At 69.9% G+C, this 13,776-nt stretch carries 13 protein-coding genes; 6 read left to right on the top strand and 7 right to left on the bottom strand.

Annotated features, from left to right (window positions below; genetic code table 11):
* Nucleotides 1-51: 51 nt before the first annotated feature.
* From PFX91_RS00500 to PFX91_RS00480, 5 genes are all read right to left on the bottom strand, one after another.
* On the bottom strand, nucleotides 52-1,215 hold the full coding sequence (locus tag PFX91_RS00500) for a glycosyltransferase family 4 protein (protein WP_285728589.1): 1,164 nt from the start codon (nucleotides 1,213-1,215) through the stop codon (nucleotides 52-54).
* Nucleotides 1,216-1,383: 168 nt separating this feature from the next.
* On the bottom strand, nucleotides 1,384-2,424 hold the full coding sequence (locus PFX91_RS00495) for a C40 family peptidase (protein WP_285728588.1): 1,041 nt from the start codon (nucleotides 2,422-2,424) through the stop codon (nucleotides 1,384-1,386).
* A 463-nt stretch (nucleotides 2,425-2,887) separates the two neighbouring features.
* A complete protein-coding gene (locus PFX91_RS00490; RefSeq protein WP_285728586.1) occupies nucleotides 2,888-3,889 on the bottom strand; it encodes a C40 family peptidase in 1,002 nt (333 codons plus the stop codon).
* 256 nt (nucleotides 3,890-4,145) lie between these two features.
* Entirely contained in the window at nucleotides 4,146-5,555 is a 1,410-nt protein-coding gene (locus PFX91_RS00485; protein WP_285728584.1) for an NYN domain-containing protein, read from the bottom strand.
* Entirely contained in the window at nucleotides 5,552-5,824 is a 273-nt protein-coding gene (locus PFX91_RS00480) for a hypothetical protein (RefSeq protein ID WP_285728583.1), read from the bottom strand. The genes PFX91_RS00485 and PFX91_RS00480 overlap by 4 nt, the downstream gene beginning before the upstream one ends.
* A 123-nt stretch (nucleotides 5,825-5,947) precedes the next feature.
* Between PFX91_RS00480 and PFX91_RS00475 the strand changes: the two genes are divergently transcribed.
* The 3 genes from PFX91_RS00475 to PFX91_RS00465 are packed head-to-tail and all read left to right on the top strand — an operon-like array spanning nucleotide 5,948 to nucleotide 8,784.
* Complete coding sequence (locus PFX91_RS00475) at nucleotides 5,948-7,708, top strand: DEDD exonuclease domain-containing protein (protein ID WP_285728581.1); 1,761 nt, start codon at nucleotides 5,948-5,950, stop codon at nucleotides 7,706-7,708.
* Nucleotides 7,686-8,450 carry a rhomboid family intramembrane serine protease gene (locus PFX91_RS00470; RefSeq protein WP_285728579.1) on the top strand — a complete coding sequence of 255 codons (765 nt, stop codon included), beginning with the start codon at nucleotides 7,686-7,688 and terminating at the stop codon, nucleotides 8,448-8,450. The genes PFX91_RS00475 and PFX91_RS00470 overlap by 23 nt, the downstream gene beginning before the upstream one ends.
* A gap of 58 nt (nucleotides 8,451-8,508) precedes the next feature.
* Nucleotides 8,509-8,784: an Lrp/AsnC family transcriptional regulator gene (locus tag PFX91_RS00465; protein WP_285728578.1), complete on the top strand. Its 276-nt coding sequence runs from the start codon at nucleotides 8,509-8,511 to the stop codon at nucleotides 8,782-8,784.
* 63 nt (nucleotides 8,785-8,847) lie between these two features.
* Here the strand turns inward: PFX91_RS00465 and trpD are convergent, their stop codons facing one another.
* Together trpD and PFX91_RS00455 are read right to left on the bottom strand one after the other, a co-directional pair.
* Nucleotides 8,848-9,951: an anthranilate phosphoribosyltransferase gene (gene trpD / locus PFX91_RS00460; protein ID WP_285728576.1), complete on the bottom strand. Its 1,104-nt coding sequence runs from the start codon at nucleotides 9,949-9,951 to the stop codon at nucleotides 8,848-8,850.
* A gap of 213 nt (nucleotides 9,952-10,164) precedes the next feature.
* Entirely contained in the window at nucleotides 10,165-10,602 is a 438-nt protein-coding gene (locus tag PFX91_RS00455) for a hypothetical protein (RefSeq protein WP_285728575.1), read from the bottom strand.
* 457 nt (nucleotides 10,603-11,059) lie between these two features.
* Between PFX91_RS00455 and ctaE the strand changes: the two genes are divergently transcribed.
* From ctaE to qcrA, 3 genes are read left to right on the top strand one after another with little or no spacing between them, the layout of a single operon-like run.
* The gene (ctaE, locus tag PFX91_RS00450) at nucleotides 11,060-11,716 is read left to right on the top strand and encodes an aa3-type cytochrome oxidase subunit III (RefSeq protein WP_502888233.1); all 657 of its coding nucleotides are present in this window, start codon (nucleotides 11,060-11,062) and stop codon (nucleotides 11,714-11,716) included.
* A 17-nt stretch (nucleotides 11,717-11,733) separates the two neighbouring features.
* Nucleotides 11,734-12,645: a cytochrome bc1 complex diheme cytochrome c subunit gene (gene qcrC, locus PFX91_RS00445; protein ID WP_285728573.1), complete on the top strand. Its 912-nt coding sequence runs from the start codon at nucleotides 11,734-11,736 to the stop codon at nucleotides 12,643-12,645.
* Nucleotides 12,638-13,774 carry a cytochrome bc1 complex Rieske iron-sulfur subunit gene (gene qcrA, locus PFX91_RS00440; protein ID WP_285728572.1) on the top strand — a complete coding sequence of 379 codons (1,137 nt, stop codon included), beginning with the start codon at nucleotides 12,638-12,640 and terminating at the stop codon, nucleotides 13,772-13,774. Before qcrC ends, qcrA begins: the two co-directional genes overlap by 8 nt.
* Nucleotides 13,775-13,776 lie beyond the last annotated feature (2 nt).

The raw sequence follows: 13,776 nt of genomic DNA, 5'->3' as shown, positions 1-13,776 counted from the left end.
GACAAGGACCTTCGGGCCGAACTCCTTGATCCGAAGGTCCCTCGTGTGGCGTCAGGCGTCCCGCTCCTTCCGGCCGCGGGGAGTGTTCAGGAGGTCGTCCAGACGCTCGGAGGCACGCTCCCAGCTCCAGTTCCGGGTCACCCACTCCCGGCCGTGTGCGCCCATCCGGGCGGCGCGCTCGGGGTCCTTCAACAGCCGGATGACGGCTCGCGCCGTGGGTCCGGGCAGGGAACCGTCCACGACCAGGCCGGTCCGGCCGTCCAGGACCGCGTCGGGGGCGCCGCCGGAGTCGCCCGCCACCACGGGCAGGCCGCAGGCCGAGGCCTCCAGGTAGACGATCCCCAGCCCTTCGGCCTCCAGACCTGCCAACCGGGTGCGGCAGGGCATGGCGAACACGTCCCCCGCGTCGTAGTGGAGGGGCAGTTCCTCGCGGGGCACCGGTCCCGTGAAGACGACGGAGTCCATGCCCCGCGCGGCGGAACGCAGCCGACGGCGGTCGGGGCCGTCGCCGACGATGAGCAGGGCGGCGTCGGGTACGTCGGCCAGGATCCGCGGCCAGGCACGGATCAACATGTCCTGTCCCTTACGCGGCACGAGGCGGGACACGCACACCACCACGGGACGGTCGCCCAGCCCATGACGTCGCCGGATCCGCTCACCACCGCAGTCGGGGCGGAACTGCTCGGCGTCCACCCCGGGGGCGAGCTGACGCATGCGCGAGGCGGCGTCGGGGGTCAGGGCCCGGGCCATGCGACTTCTGGTGTACTCGCCCAGATAGGTGAGGGCGTCGGTGTCCCGGCCGATACGGCGCAACGCCTCCCGGGAGCCGGGCAGCGCCGCCCACCAGGTCTCGTGACCGTGGCTGATGGCGACCTGTCGCTTGATCGGGCCACGTCGCCCCAGTTCGCCGGCCAACAGACCGAGGGGGGCGGCGGCGCCGTAGACGACGGAGTCACAGCCCTCCAGTTCGGCGATGGCGCGAGCCCGAGCGGCCACGCGGGGGGTGGGCAGCAGGACGCGCGCGGCGTCGCGCACCACCGGAAAGGGTTGACGCAGGTCGAAGTGCGGATCGGCGGCGGCGTCGGCGGGGGAGGGAGAGGAGCAGTAGACCACGACCGACCCCGCGGGGCGGCGCAGCGCCATCTCGTGGACGAAGGACTCGATGCCTCCGGGCCTGGGAGGGAAGTCGTTGGTGATGATCAGGGTTCGCGACACAAGGGGAAGTCTAGGACTCGGCCGTGGACGTGCCCGCTCGTGCGACACACCGTGAGGGTGCCTACGAACGGGGCCGCGTGGCCTCTGCCGCCGAGGCACGGTACCGGCCCCGAGGACGACGGCGCCCCGCGACGGTGGGCGTCGCGGGGCACCTGGGCCGTCCGTCGCTCAGGGGCGTACGGCGGTGACGAAGTTGGCGCGGTAGTAGTCGCTCAGAGTGACCTCGCCGATGGGGCGGGACGAGGTGGAGGCGTGCACCATGATGTTGTTCCCCGCGTAGATGCCCACGTGGTCGGGGCCGCTGCCTCCGGGGTAGAAGAACAACAGGTCACCGGGCTGCTTGTTCTCCCAGGAGACGCGTTGGCCGACGTTGACCTGCTGGTAGGTGGTGCGCGGCAGACTCACGCCGGCGGCGCCCCAGGCGGCCTGGGTCAGTCCGGAGCAGTCGTAGCCGTTGGGGCCGGTGCCTCCCCAGACGTAGGGTTTGCCGACCTGCTGGTAGGCGAAGTCCAGCGCGACCCGTGCGTTGCCGGAGGCGGGGCCGGTGTAGCTGCCACCGCCACCGCCGCCACCACTGCCGCCGCTGGCGCCGCCGCTGGTCTGGCCGATGTTCTCGGTGGCCGCGGCCTGTTCCTCGGCGGTCAGCTCCTCCAGGATCGCCTCCTGCTCGCTGATGGCCTCCTCAGCCGCCTCGGCCGCCTCCTCGGCCTCTTCCAGGGCCTCGGCCGCCTCCTCCTCGGTCGCGGTGGCCTCGGCCTCCAACGTTTCGAGGTTCTCCAGCTCCGCCATGTACTGTTCGAGGCCGCTGTCGTGCTGTCCCGCCAGGAAGTCCAGGTCGGCCTGGTGGGCCAGGGCGTCCTCGGGCCCCGTGGAGCCGAGCAGCTGGTGGAACGAGGTCAGGTCGACACCGGTGTAGGTGGAGCTGGCGAGTCGGCGTGCGCCCAGGCCGAGTTCCTCGACCTTCTCCCGGGCCGCCTCGACCTCCTCCAGGACCTCCTCGAGCTTCTCCTCGGCGGCCTCGTGGATCTCCTTGGCCTCGTTGTAGGTCCCGTTGAGGGAGATGTACTCCTCCTCGAGGCGTTCGATCTCCTCGCGGACCTCCTCGGCCGTGGGGTCGGCGTGGGCCACTGCGCAGGGCAGGAGGAGGACAACGGCGGTGAGGGAGGCGACGACCGCTGTGCGACGCCCGCTGTGGCGGGATGCGAACACGTGTAGCACCTTTCTCTCCTCGTCCCCGGTCGTACGGGAGCAAGGGATGCACCGGGTGGGGGTGGAGGTCTCGGGCCGCGGGCCCGGGGGCGGGGTGGTGCGGCTCGAGGAAGCGAGGGCCCATGGCCCGGGAACGGGATCGGTGGACCCGGGCGCGGCCGTCACCACCAGGGGGCGGTGAAGAGGAACGACCACGCTCGGCGATGAACATTAGTGCATGCGCCAGGCCACTCTCAACCTTTTCGTGATGTTCCACCGGCAGGTGCGGTGTGTCCGAAAACCGCTCGGGTGTCCTTAACAGCACGAAGGCCGTCAACCGACGGCTGACGGCCTTCCGAGAACGCGGGACGGGTGGTGGACGCCACGCTCGATCGCGGGGCGCGCGGAGCCGGAATGCCCTCGCCCCCGGGACGGCCCAAGACGAAGCGAGGGTCCGACGGGAGCCCGTTCCGGGCGCCCGCCGCTAGGGGCGTACGGCGAACTCGAACTGCCCCGCCCAGTACGCGGCCAGCCCCACGACCTCGATGTTGCGGCCCGTGCGCGGTGCGTGCACCATCTGGCCGTTGCCCGCGTAGAGGCCGTCGTGGTTCAGCCCGGAGAAGAACATGATGTCACCGGGCTGGAGGGCGTTGATGTCGTAGATGCGCTGACCGACCTCGGCCTGGGCGTAGGTGGTGCGGGGCAGGTCCACGCCGCCCGCACGCCAGGCCGCCTGGACCAGGCCGGAGCAGTCGTAGCCGTTGGGACCGGTGCCTCCCCAGATGTAGGGCTTGCCGATCTGCTGGTAGGCGAAGTCCAGGGCGGCGGCGGCGCTTCCCGAGGCGCTGCCGGTGTAGGACTGCCCGCCGCTGTCGTCGGCACCCTGGGTGGAGGCGTCCGCGTCGGGGAACTGGGCCAGGAGCGTCTGCTGCTCCTCGATCTTGGCCTCGACCTCCTCCTTGGCCTCCTCGGCCTCCTCAAGGGCCTCCTCGGCCTCCTCAAGGGCTTCCTCGGCCTCGTCCTTGAGACTGAAGAGACGCTCGGAGGACTCGCCGAACTCGTCCAGTTGGGCCTGCTGGGACTCCGACAGGTAGTTCAGGTCGGCGTTCTGCTCCAGCAGGGCCTCGGGTCCGTCGGAGGTGAGGATGTTGGTGGTGGAGTCCAGTTCACCGGACTGGTAGGTGGCGTTGGCGAGCCCCTGGACCTTGCCGCGCAGCTCCTCGTAGCGCTCCTCCTCGTCCCCGACCTGTTCTTCCAGCTCCTCGTAGAGGGCTTCGGCGACCTCGTGGTCCTCCTTGGCCTGGTTGTAGGCCTCTACGGCGGCGGAGGCCTCCTCGTTGAGCTCCTCGATGCGTTCTTCGACCTCGTCCCTTGTCGGCTCCGCGTGAGCGGTGCCCGGAACGATGAGGGTGCCGGCGACGACCGCGCCGAGCCCGGTCGTAGCAGCGATTCGGCGAGCCGTACGCCGACCACCGGGATTCTTCATGGCGGTCCACGCTCCTTGGGGTCTGGAAAATCCGCACGGGGGGTGCTGGGAGAACGGTCATGGGGCCCGCGCGGGGGCACGGGAGACTCGGCGTGAGGGTTCCCACCGTGGGGCACAAGGGTGGCCGTCTATCCGATGGGAGCTCTCACGTTCCTGGAAAAACCTAGCGGACCGTCGCGCACGGCTCAACCAGGGGCCCGCCCCCAGGGTGTTGCACACGTGCGCGACCTTCCCGCTCCGACTCCGCCGCGAGTCCTCAGCCGTGCGCCTCCACACGGGCCAGGAAGATCGTCGAGGGCACCGCGCGCGCCCCCACCCGGCGCACCGCCGTCACGATCTCACGGTCGGAGGTGACCACCGCGATGGGCCGCCCCGGCGGTTCGGCGTGCACCAGCCGCACGATCAGTTCGTCCGCCGTCTCCCCCGGGGCGCTGAACAGCAGTCGTACCCGGCGTGTCGGGGCCATGACCGGGGGAGTGTCCACGTCCGCGCCGTCGAACACGCACGTGATCTCCGCCTTGGTACGGCTGGCCAGGCCTTCGAGGGAACTCATCAGACGGGTGCGCTGGTCCGCCAGGGGGAGCCGGTCGTAACCGGTCTTGGTGACGTTGTAACCGTCCACCAGAAGATGGACCCGGGGCACCCGCAACAGATGTTCCAACAGACCGGGGTCGTCGTCGGGCAGTCCACCCAGCGAAACACGTCGCTGCTGTTCGTTCTCGGCCACCAGATCGGCCGGGACGGTGAGGGACGCGGGCAGCGCCAACTCCCGACGCAGCCCGTGCGAAGCCTCCACCAGGACGTCCAATAACACCCGTAGACGGGCCTCGTCGGCACTGCGCCCGGCGCGTACCGCGCGGCGAACGCCCTCCACCTGTGCCTCGGCCTCGGCCAGGCGTGATCGCAGACGCCGGTTCTCCAGTTCCAGGGCACCGACCTGCGTGGCGGCCTCCGATTCGCGGTCGGCCGTGCGGGACAGGGCGAGCGAGGCGCGCTCGGCGGCCTCCTTGGCCCGCTGACGCTCGGAGTGGACCTTGCGGCGCAGCTGCGCGATCTCGGCGCGTTGCTCCCGGAGCTGGGAGCGTAGGCGCTCCACCTCCGCCTGGTGGTCGTGTCGGGTCTCGTCCAGTTGGCGGCGGGTGGCCTCCAGCGCCGCCGCGGTCTCGCCCACCTTCTTGACGCTGGTCTGGCGCTCCAGCTCCCGCCGGACGTTCTCGACGATCTCCGTCCAGCCCGGGGGACGCAGCAGATAGGCGCACGCCGCCACCGCGACGGGATCGGCCGCGGGCGGGACCACACCCGAGCGCAGTCCCTCGGCCAGTTCCGGCCACACCTGTTCGACCCGCTCGGCCACCATCGAACGGAAGACGTCGTCGGACTCCAGTTGGGCGGCGATCTGCGGCCCGGCCAGACGCGCACGGCGTCGGGGCTCGAACCTGGCCACCCTGCGCAGCAGTGGGGGCAGCTCGCCGGGCCGTATGCCGCCGAGCACGTCGGAGCCGTACTCCACGACCCGGGCGCGTACCGCCTCGGGCAGGGGGCGTGCCGGTTCCTCGTCGGTGCCCCCTTCGTCCTCGGAAGGGGCGTCCTCGGGGCCGTCGAGGGACGGGCCCTCGGGCGGCTCCCCGCCCTCGGAGTCACCGCCCGCCCCGGGGCGGGCGCTCATGACCGGCCCGTCGCGCTCTCCGACGAGGAACCGCGGTCGGCGTCGGGGCGGGCGATGATCTCCACACTGTCGGTGGCGCCGCACCAACGGCACCGGACGCTCTCGATGGTCTCGGAGAGCACGGTGCGTTCCTCCACGTCACCGTCACCGGACAGGTCCAGGTGGACGTAGTCCCGGGAACGCACGGTACGCGTCACATCGAACCGTGTGAGATTTCCGCATCCGGTGCACCGCCACCGCTCACTGTCGCCCGGTATCGCGATCCCCACGGCTCCTCCTCGTGTCTCGTGGCGCCCGGCGTCGGTCGCCGAGTCGATATCCCCACATCTTTCCATGTCGGGACGGCCGACCGTATCCGACGGCTTGTCCCCGCCGCCGACTACCCTGACCGGGTGGTTCGAGAGTCCGTGGCGCACACCGGCGTCCAAACCAGCATCAGCGATCTCGGTACACCGCTGTCCGCGGCGACGTTCGTCGTCCTGGACCTGGAGACCACCGGCACCAGCGTCACCGACGCGCGGATCACCGAGGTCGGCGCCGTCCGTGTGCGCGACGGCGAGATCGTCGACGAGTTCACCACCCTGGTCGACCCCGAGGTCCCCGTTCCGGCCCGCGTCACGTTGTTGACGGGGATCACACAGTCGATGGTGGCGAAGGCCCCGCCGATGGAGGAGGTCCTGTCCCGGCTGCTGGCCTTCCTGGACGCCGAACCCGACACGGTGCTGGTGGCCCACAACGCGGCCTTCGACACCGGTTTCCTCAAGGCCGCGTGCGCACGCCAGGGCAGGGAGTGGCCCGGACACCCGGTGGTGGACACCCTCCGCCTGGCCCGGGCGGTGCTCTGGCGGGGGGAGACGCGTGACCACAGGCTGGCCACGCTCGCCACCTACTTCGGGGTCGCGACCACACCCGACCACCGCGCCCTGAACGACGCCCGTGCCACCGCGGGGGTCCTGCGTGGGCTGATCGAACGCCTGCGGCCCATGGGCGTCTCCAGCCTGGAGGAGCTGCGCGCGGTCACCAGGCCGCCCACCAAGGCACAACGGGCCAAACGCCATCTGGCGGAGGGACTGCCCCAACGGCCCGGAGTGTACGTGTTCACGGACGCGCGTGGAGAGAGTCTCTACGTCGGCAGGAGCAAGAACCTGCGCCGCCGGGTGGGCACCTATTTCACCGCGGCCGAGAACCGCGAGCGCATCCGTGAGATGGCGAGGCTGGTGGAGGGGGTCGTCCCCCTCGTGTGCTCCGGCGAGCTGGAGGCCTCCGTGCGCGAACTGCGCCTCATCGCCGAACGTCGACCTCCCTACAACCGGCGTTCCCGCCACCCCGAGCGCGCCTGGCGGGTCAGACTGACCGACGAGGCCTATCCGCGCCTCTCCCTCGTGCAGGGGCTCGTGGACGACGCACCCCATCTGGGCCCCTACGGCTCGCGTCGGGAGGCCGAGCAGGCCAAGGAGGCGCTGCTGCACGCGTTCGCGCTGCGCCAGTGCACCCACGCCTTCACACCCGTGGAGGGCGGAACGGCCGCGCCCCGGGTGTCGGCCGGCGAACGCTGGACGGGAGCGTGCGTGCTCGCACAGCTGGGCAGGTGCGGCGCACCCTGTGACGGCACCGAGAGTCTGGCCGCCTACACCGCGCACGTCGAGGCGGTGCGCGAGGCGATGACCGGCGACCCGGCCGTGGTGGTGGAGGCGCACACCGAACGCATCGCGGAACTGGCCGCGCGGTTGCGTTACGAGGAGGCCGCCGGTGTGCGCGACCGTCTGGCCGCCTTCCTCCGCGGCGCCCGGCGGGCCCAGCGCCTGGCCGCTCTCACCGCGGTGCCCCACCTGGTGGCCTGCCGCCGGACCGAGGAGGGTTGGGAGACGTGCGTGATCCGCCATGGACGCCTCGCCGGCAGCGCGCTCCTACGCCCGGGCACCGACCCCGAGACCTTCCTCGCCTCGCTGGTCGCCACCGCCGAGTACGTGCCCGCCGAACACGGGTCCGGACCCGGCACCCTGCCGGAGGAGACCGACGTGATCCTGCGGTGGCTCACCGATCCGGCCACCCGGCTGGTGGAGATCGAAGGCGAGTGGACATGCCCTCGGCGTAGCGCCGAAGCGCACACCGAGATGACACACTGGGCCCATGGCCGCGCTTCCGCTCAATGACGACCACCCCGTCCGCCGCGTCCCCGTCGTGGCCTACACGCTGATCGCGGTCAACGTCCTGGCGTACCTGGCCTCCCCCCAGGCGGCGACGGCCGTGTGGTACCCCGCCGACATCATCGGCCGTTACTGTGCGATCCAGGACTACTTCATGTTCTGGGGCGCGATCCCCGCCGAGATCCTGGGACGGGTGGACCAGGTGCCGCACGCCGTGCCCGGATGCGGCCCCCTGGGCGACAAGCCGGTGTGGCTCTCGGTGGTCACCTCGATGTTCCTGCACAGCGGTCCGGTGCATCTGATCGGCAACATGGTGTACCTGTTCGTGTTCGGTCCGGTGGTGGAGGACCGGATCGGCGGGCTGCGCTTCGCCGTGCTCTACGTGTTGACCGGGGTCGCCGCCGTCTACGGTTTCGCGTTGACCGACGTCGAGGGCACGGTGCCCATGGTCGGCGCCTCGGGGGCGATCTCGGGGGTGCTGGGCGCCTACCTGGTCGTGCAGTTCCGCAGTCGTGTGACCATGCTGGTGTTCGTCGTCATTCCGATGCGGCTGCCCGGGTGGGCCGTGGTGGGCAGCTACTTCGCGTTTCAGTATCTTCTTTACGTCACCACATCGAGCACCCCTGGTGCCGACAACGGAGTCGCCTACGCGGCCCACGTGTACGGGTTCATCGCCGGGGTGGTCGCGGGATTGGTGGTCTACCGGCTGCGATGGCGCTCCGGGACGCGGCTCTCCGACGTCTACTAGCGCTCCGCACGGTCGGCGCGTCCGTCCCGACTGTCCGAGGAACCGCCCTGGAGGCACAGTGATCACCGCGATCGTCATGATCAAGGCCGACGTCAACCGCATTCCCGAGGTCGCCGAGGCGATCGCGGAGATCGACGGAGTGAGCGAGGTCTACTCGGTCACCGGCGGCGTGGACCTCATCGCCGTGGTGCGGGTCCGTCGGCACGAGGAGCTGGCCGAGGTGATCCCCGGCCGGGTGAACAAGGTGCCCGGCGTGCTGTCGTCCGACACCCACATCTCCTTCCAGGCCTACTCCAAGCACGACCTGGAGTCGGCTTTCGCCATCGGCTGGTGACCGCTTCCCGTGGAAGCTCCGGGGCCCGGCACCGGGCCCCGGAGCGTGCGGCGCCGCGACTGCTCAGAGCGACTTGGCGTGGGCCTGGCTGAGCTCCACCCAACGCTCCAACGTGCTCTCGGCCGCGCCGTCGTCGACGGCCGCGGCGGCCCGCTCGTACCCGTTGCGCACGGCCTCCGACAAGGAACCCTCCACGCCCTCCACCGCGGCCAACGCGGCGCCCGCGTTGAGCAGCACCGCGTCCCGGACGGGCCCCGGGCGCCCCGCCACCAGGTCGCGTACCGCCTGGGCGTTGAACTCCACGTCGCCGCCGCGCAGGTCCTCCGGTCGAGAGCGGGCGATGCCCAGATCGGCCGGGTCCAGCGACTCGCGGTGTGCCCGGCCGTCGCGCACCACCCACACCGTGGACGTGGTCGTCGTGGTCAGCTCGTCCAGTCCGTCGTCGCCCCGGAACACCAGGGCCGAGGAGCCGCGACGGGCGAACACTCCGGCGATCACCTCGCACATGCGCTCGTCGAACACGCCGATCGCCGAGGCGGTCGTCTGCGCCGGGTTGGTCAGTGGACCGAGGAAGTTGAAGACGGTCGGCACGGCCAGTTCGCGGCGCGGCTTGGCGGTGAAACGGAACGAGGGGTGGAAGACCGGGGCGAAGCAGAAGGTGATGCCCGCCTCCTCGGCCACCCGCGCGGTCAGTTCCGGAGGCAGGTCCAGGACCACGCCCAACCGCTCCAGGACGTCGGCCGTCCCGCAGGAGGAGGACGCGGCACGGTTGCCGTGCTTGACCACGCGCGCGCCCGCCGCGGAGGCCACGATCGCGGCCATCGTGGACACGTTCACCGTGTGGGCCCGGTCGCCTCCGGTACCGACGATGTCCAGCGTGGGGCCGGAGACGTCGATCCGGACGGCGTTGTCGAGCATGCCCTGGGCCAGGCCGGTCACCTCCGACACGCTCTCGCCCTTGGCGCGCAGCGCGATGGCGAACCCGGCGACCTGGGCGTCGCTCGCCGAGCCGGACATGATCTCGTGCATGGCCCACGCGGTGTCGGAGGAACCGAGGTCACGGCCGCCGAGCAGGGCCGTGAGGAGGTTGGACCACGTCCGCTCGGTCACGGCGGACTCCTCGCGGGACCCCGGATCGTCGGGACGTGCGTTGGCAGGGACGTTCATGTTGTAGCTCCACGGTCAGGAAACGGACGCGGGAGCCGGAGGCGCCGGCGCTTCGAGCGGCCGGCGTCCCTCAGGCACCCGGGAGGAGAGGCGGGGCGTGGCCGCGCCATCGTCCGATGCTGGCGCCGTGGTGCAGTGCGGCGCCGACCATGCGGCGACGGTGCAGTTCTCGTTCGCCGTCGCCGACCCCTCCCGGGAGGCGGCCCATCGGCCTCATCCGCTCAGGGCCGCGACCCGCAGGCGCATCAGTTCGGCCAGGGCCTCGGCGAGCGCGACGGGGTCGATCGGGTGACTGACGACCTGCTCGGCCTGGGACCAGGTGGCCAGCCAGCCGTCGTCGCGCCTGCCCACGAGCAGGAGTACCGGGGGGCAGCGGTAGATCTCGTCCTTGACCTGACGGCACAGGCCCATGCCGCCCACCGGGGAGGCCTCGCCGTCGAAGATGGCCACGTCGATGCGGGTGGCCGGATCGGTGTCCTCCAGCCGGCGCAGGACCACGGGCGCCGTCGCGCACTCGACGAACTCGACCTTGGGAACGTCGGCGGCAGGGCGGCGGCCGATCGCCAGGCGCACCTGCTCGCGGGTGTCGGCGTTGCTGCTGTAGACCAGCACGCGCATCTTGGCACCCGTGTCCGTACCGCTGACCACCATCGCGCAACCGTCCCATCACGTGTGACCCGGGCCGCTGTCGTCTGTCGTCGAGAGGTGCGGCCGAGGCGTTCGTTGGCTGTATACCTCTGACTGTATTGCCTGAAGGCTCCGCTGCCCAGGCGGGGCGGTGGTCCCGCCCCCGGCATGAGATCTCCAACACAGCAGGATGCCGGCATGTTCGGGCCGCACGTCAGCCCGCCCCAGGGTCACGTTATCAAACAGTGATGTTTTTGATGTCGGGATGTTGGGTGGGGCGGGTTGGAGGGGCGCCGCGGGGGTACCGGAAGGCCGGAGGGGGCCGAGGTCCCGGGTTTCGGCCCGCCCTGGTGCGCCGATGGCGACCGAGGGAAGTCGGGCCGCTACAATAACGCGTCAGTCGCGGAAAAAAGGCTGTTCTGGGCCCCCGGAGGGCCCCGTTCCGGTGTCGATCCCCCCCGTTACGGGGGGTCGGGTACGGGTGCTCGGGAGATGCCGTAATAATGCTGGCGTGGCGACAGCAACCGCGAACCCAAAATCATCACCGACACCAGCGCATGGTGCGGCAAAGCGTCCTGACCTGGTGAGCGTTGGCACCATCGTGTGGTTGGCCAACGAGCTCATGTTCTTCGCCGCGCTGTTTGCGATGTACTTCACCATCCGATCGGTGACCAACGGCAACCCCGAACTGGGGGAGTGGCCCGACACCCACCTGAACGTTCCGTGGGCGTTGGGCATCACCGTGGTCCTGGTGGCCTCCAGCTTCACCGCTCAGGCGGGCGTCTGGGCCGCAGAACGCGGCGACGTCAAGAAGCTGCGCATGTGGTTCTTCATCACGTTCTTCATGGGACTGTTCTTCGTTCTGGGACAGGCCTATGAGTACTACGAGCTCATCGTCCACGAGGGGCTGACTCTGCAGTCGAGCGCCTACGGGTCGATGTTCTACCTGACCACGGGCTTCCACGGACTTCACGTCATCGGTGGGTTGATCGCGTTCCTCATCATGCTGGGACGCACGTACGCCGCTAAGCGCTTCACTCACCAGCAGGCGACCAGCGCGATCGTCGTGTCCTACTACTGGCACTTCGTCGACGTCGTCTGGGTCGCTTTGTTCTGCACCATCTACTTCATCCAATAACCCGAAACGGGGAAACCGTGAAATGGATCACCGCGCGGCGACGGCATCCCCTGGCGGGGTATGTCGTCGTCATCCTCGCGCTAGCCCTTTTCGGGGTGGGATACGCCGCCCTGGCACCCACCGCCGACCAAGCCGAGGCGCAGACCCTCGCCGCCGAGGTCCCGTCACCGGATGACGTCGACGTCGCAGCGGGCGAAGACATCTTCAACCAGACGTGTGCCTCCTGCCACAACTACGACGGCGGTGGCAGCGACACCGGACCCGACATCCGCAACTCCGGTGCGGCGTCGGTCAACTTCCAGGTCAGCACCGGACGCATGCCGTCCATGGACCCGGACAGCCAGATGCCGCGCAGGCCCATGGTCATGTCCGAGCAGGACCTGGCCAACCTGATCGCCTACTACAACGAGGAGATCAGGGAGGGTGGACCGGACATCCCCTACGAGGTGCCCGGTGGACCCCCCCAGCGCGAGAACTTCGAGGACGACGCGTCCTACGAAGCCGCGATGGAGGAGCACGAGGCCGACTTCGAGGCCTACATCGAAGGCGCCGATGACACCGACATGGGCATGAAGCTGTACCTGACCAACTGTGCGCACTGCCACGGCTGGTCCGGCGGCGGCGGTGCCCTCACCGACGGCCGTTGGGCCCCCGAGATCCACGACGCGACTCCGCGCGAGATCTACGAGGCCATGGTCAGCGGTCCCGGGGCCATGCCGATGTTCAGTGACACCGTCATCGAGCCTGAGGAGAAGCAGGAGCTCATCTCCTATGTGAAGAAGCTCCAGGCCGAACCCAACGCCGGGGGCATCTTCGACCTCAACCGGGTCGGCCAGGTCGCCGAGGGCTTCATCGGGTGGGTCGTAGGCCTTTCCCTGATCATTGCCTGCGCGATCTGGATCACCGCGAAGCAGCGAGCCCATGACTAAGAACAACGCCAACGACAACAACGAGGCCGGAGACACCCGGCCCGACCGCGTGGTCGGCACGCCCAAGGCCGATGAGCGAGTGGTGGCCGGGGTCCCCGGGGCCCCGCACGACGAGCACGACGGGCCCTACGAGGCCTCCGAGACGCACGTCCGCCCGGAGGAGATGCAGCGTCGCGGCGAGAAGGTCGCCTCGCTGTGGTTCGTCCTGGCCTTCCTCGGCGGGATCGGCTTCCTGGTCTCCTACTTCCTGTTCCCGCCCAACGCGGCGGGCGAGCCCGCGATCGGCCACCCGCTGATCGCCCAGTACTCGAACATGCTGCTGGGCGGCACGCTCACGCTGGCCATGTTCGGTATCGGCGCGGGCATGACGGTGTGGGCACGCCAGGTGATGCCCCACTACGAGGTGCACTCTCCCTACGACGAGCTGCCCTCCAGTGACAAGGAGAAGAGCTCCTTCGGAGAGTTCTTCATGAAGGGCGCCGACGAGAGCGGGTTCACCAAGCGCCCGCTGATGCGGCGCACCCTCATCCTGGCGATGCTGCCCCTGGGCCTGGCTCCGATCGTGCTTTTGCGCGACACCGGCCCTCTGCCCGGCGACAAGCTCAAGACGACTCCGTGGGAGAACGGTCGGCGTATGTACGTCGAGGGCACCAGCCGGGCCCTGCGCCCGGAGGACCTGGAGAACGACCCCAACGGGATGATCTCCGCCCTGCCCGCGATGGACGAGGAAGGCCACTACCACGGGATCAGCCTCGACGACCAGGCCAAGTCCGTCATCATGCTCATCAAGGTGCCGGAGGGGGACTGGAAGGAGAGGATGACCGAAAAGATCGAGGGGACCGACGAGACGCGTCTAAACTGGACGCACAACGGCATCGTCGCCTACTCCAAGATCTGCACACACGTGGGCTGCCCGGCGGCCCTGTACGAGCGCACGACGCATCGCATCCTGTGCCCGTGCCACCAGTCGACCTTCGACGCAGCCGACGCCGCGCACGTCGTCTTCGGTCCAGCGCACCGCGCTCTTCCGCAGCTGCCGATCGGTGTCGACGACGAGGGTTATCTCATCGCGACCGGCGACTTCACCGAGCCGCCCGGTCCGACGTTCTGGGATTATGCGAAGGACTAGTC

The sequence above is a fragment of the Nocardiopsis sp. ATB16-24 genome, assembly GCF_030271535.1.
Lineage (GTDB): Bacteria > Actinomycetota > Actinomycetes > Streptosporangiales > Streptosporangiaceae > Nocardiopsis.
The sequence above is the reverse complement of the archived record's forward strand: the minus strand, read 5'-3'. Positions and strand labels throughout refer to the sequence as shown.

Excerpts from the sequence above, each read along its gene's own strand:
- PFX91_RS00490 (WP_285728586.1), bottom strand. The coding sequence starts at position 3,889 with ATGAAGAATCCCGGTGGTCGGCGTACGGCTCGCCGAATCGCTGCTACG.
- qcrA (WP_285728572.1), top strand. The coding sequence starts at position 12,638 with ATGACTAAGAACAACGCCAACGACAACAACGAGGCCGGAGACACCCGG.
- PFX91_RS00455 (WP_285728575.1), bottom strand. The coding sequence starts at position 10,602 with ATGGTGGTCAGCGGTACGGACACGGGTGCCAAGATGCGCGTGCTGGTC.
- PFX91_RS00470 (WP_285728579.1), top strand. The coding sequence starts at position 7,686 with ATGGCCGCGCTTCCGCTCAATGACGACCACCCCGTCCGCCGCGTCCCC.
- PFX91_RS00485 (WP_285728584.1), bottom strand. The coding sequence starts at position 5,555 with ATGAGCGCCCGCCCCGGGGCGGGCGGTGACTCCGAGGGCGGGGAGCCG.
- trpD (WP_285728576.1), bottom strand. The coding sequence starts at position 9,951 with ATGAACGTCCCTGCCAACGCACGTCCCGACGATCCGGGGTCCCGCGAG.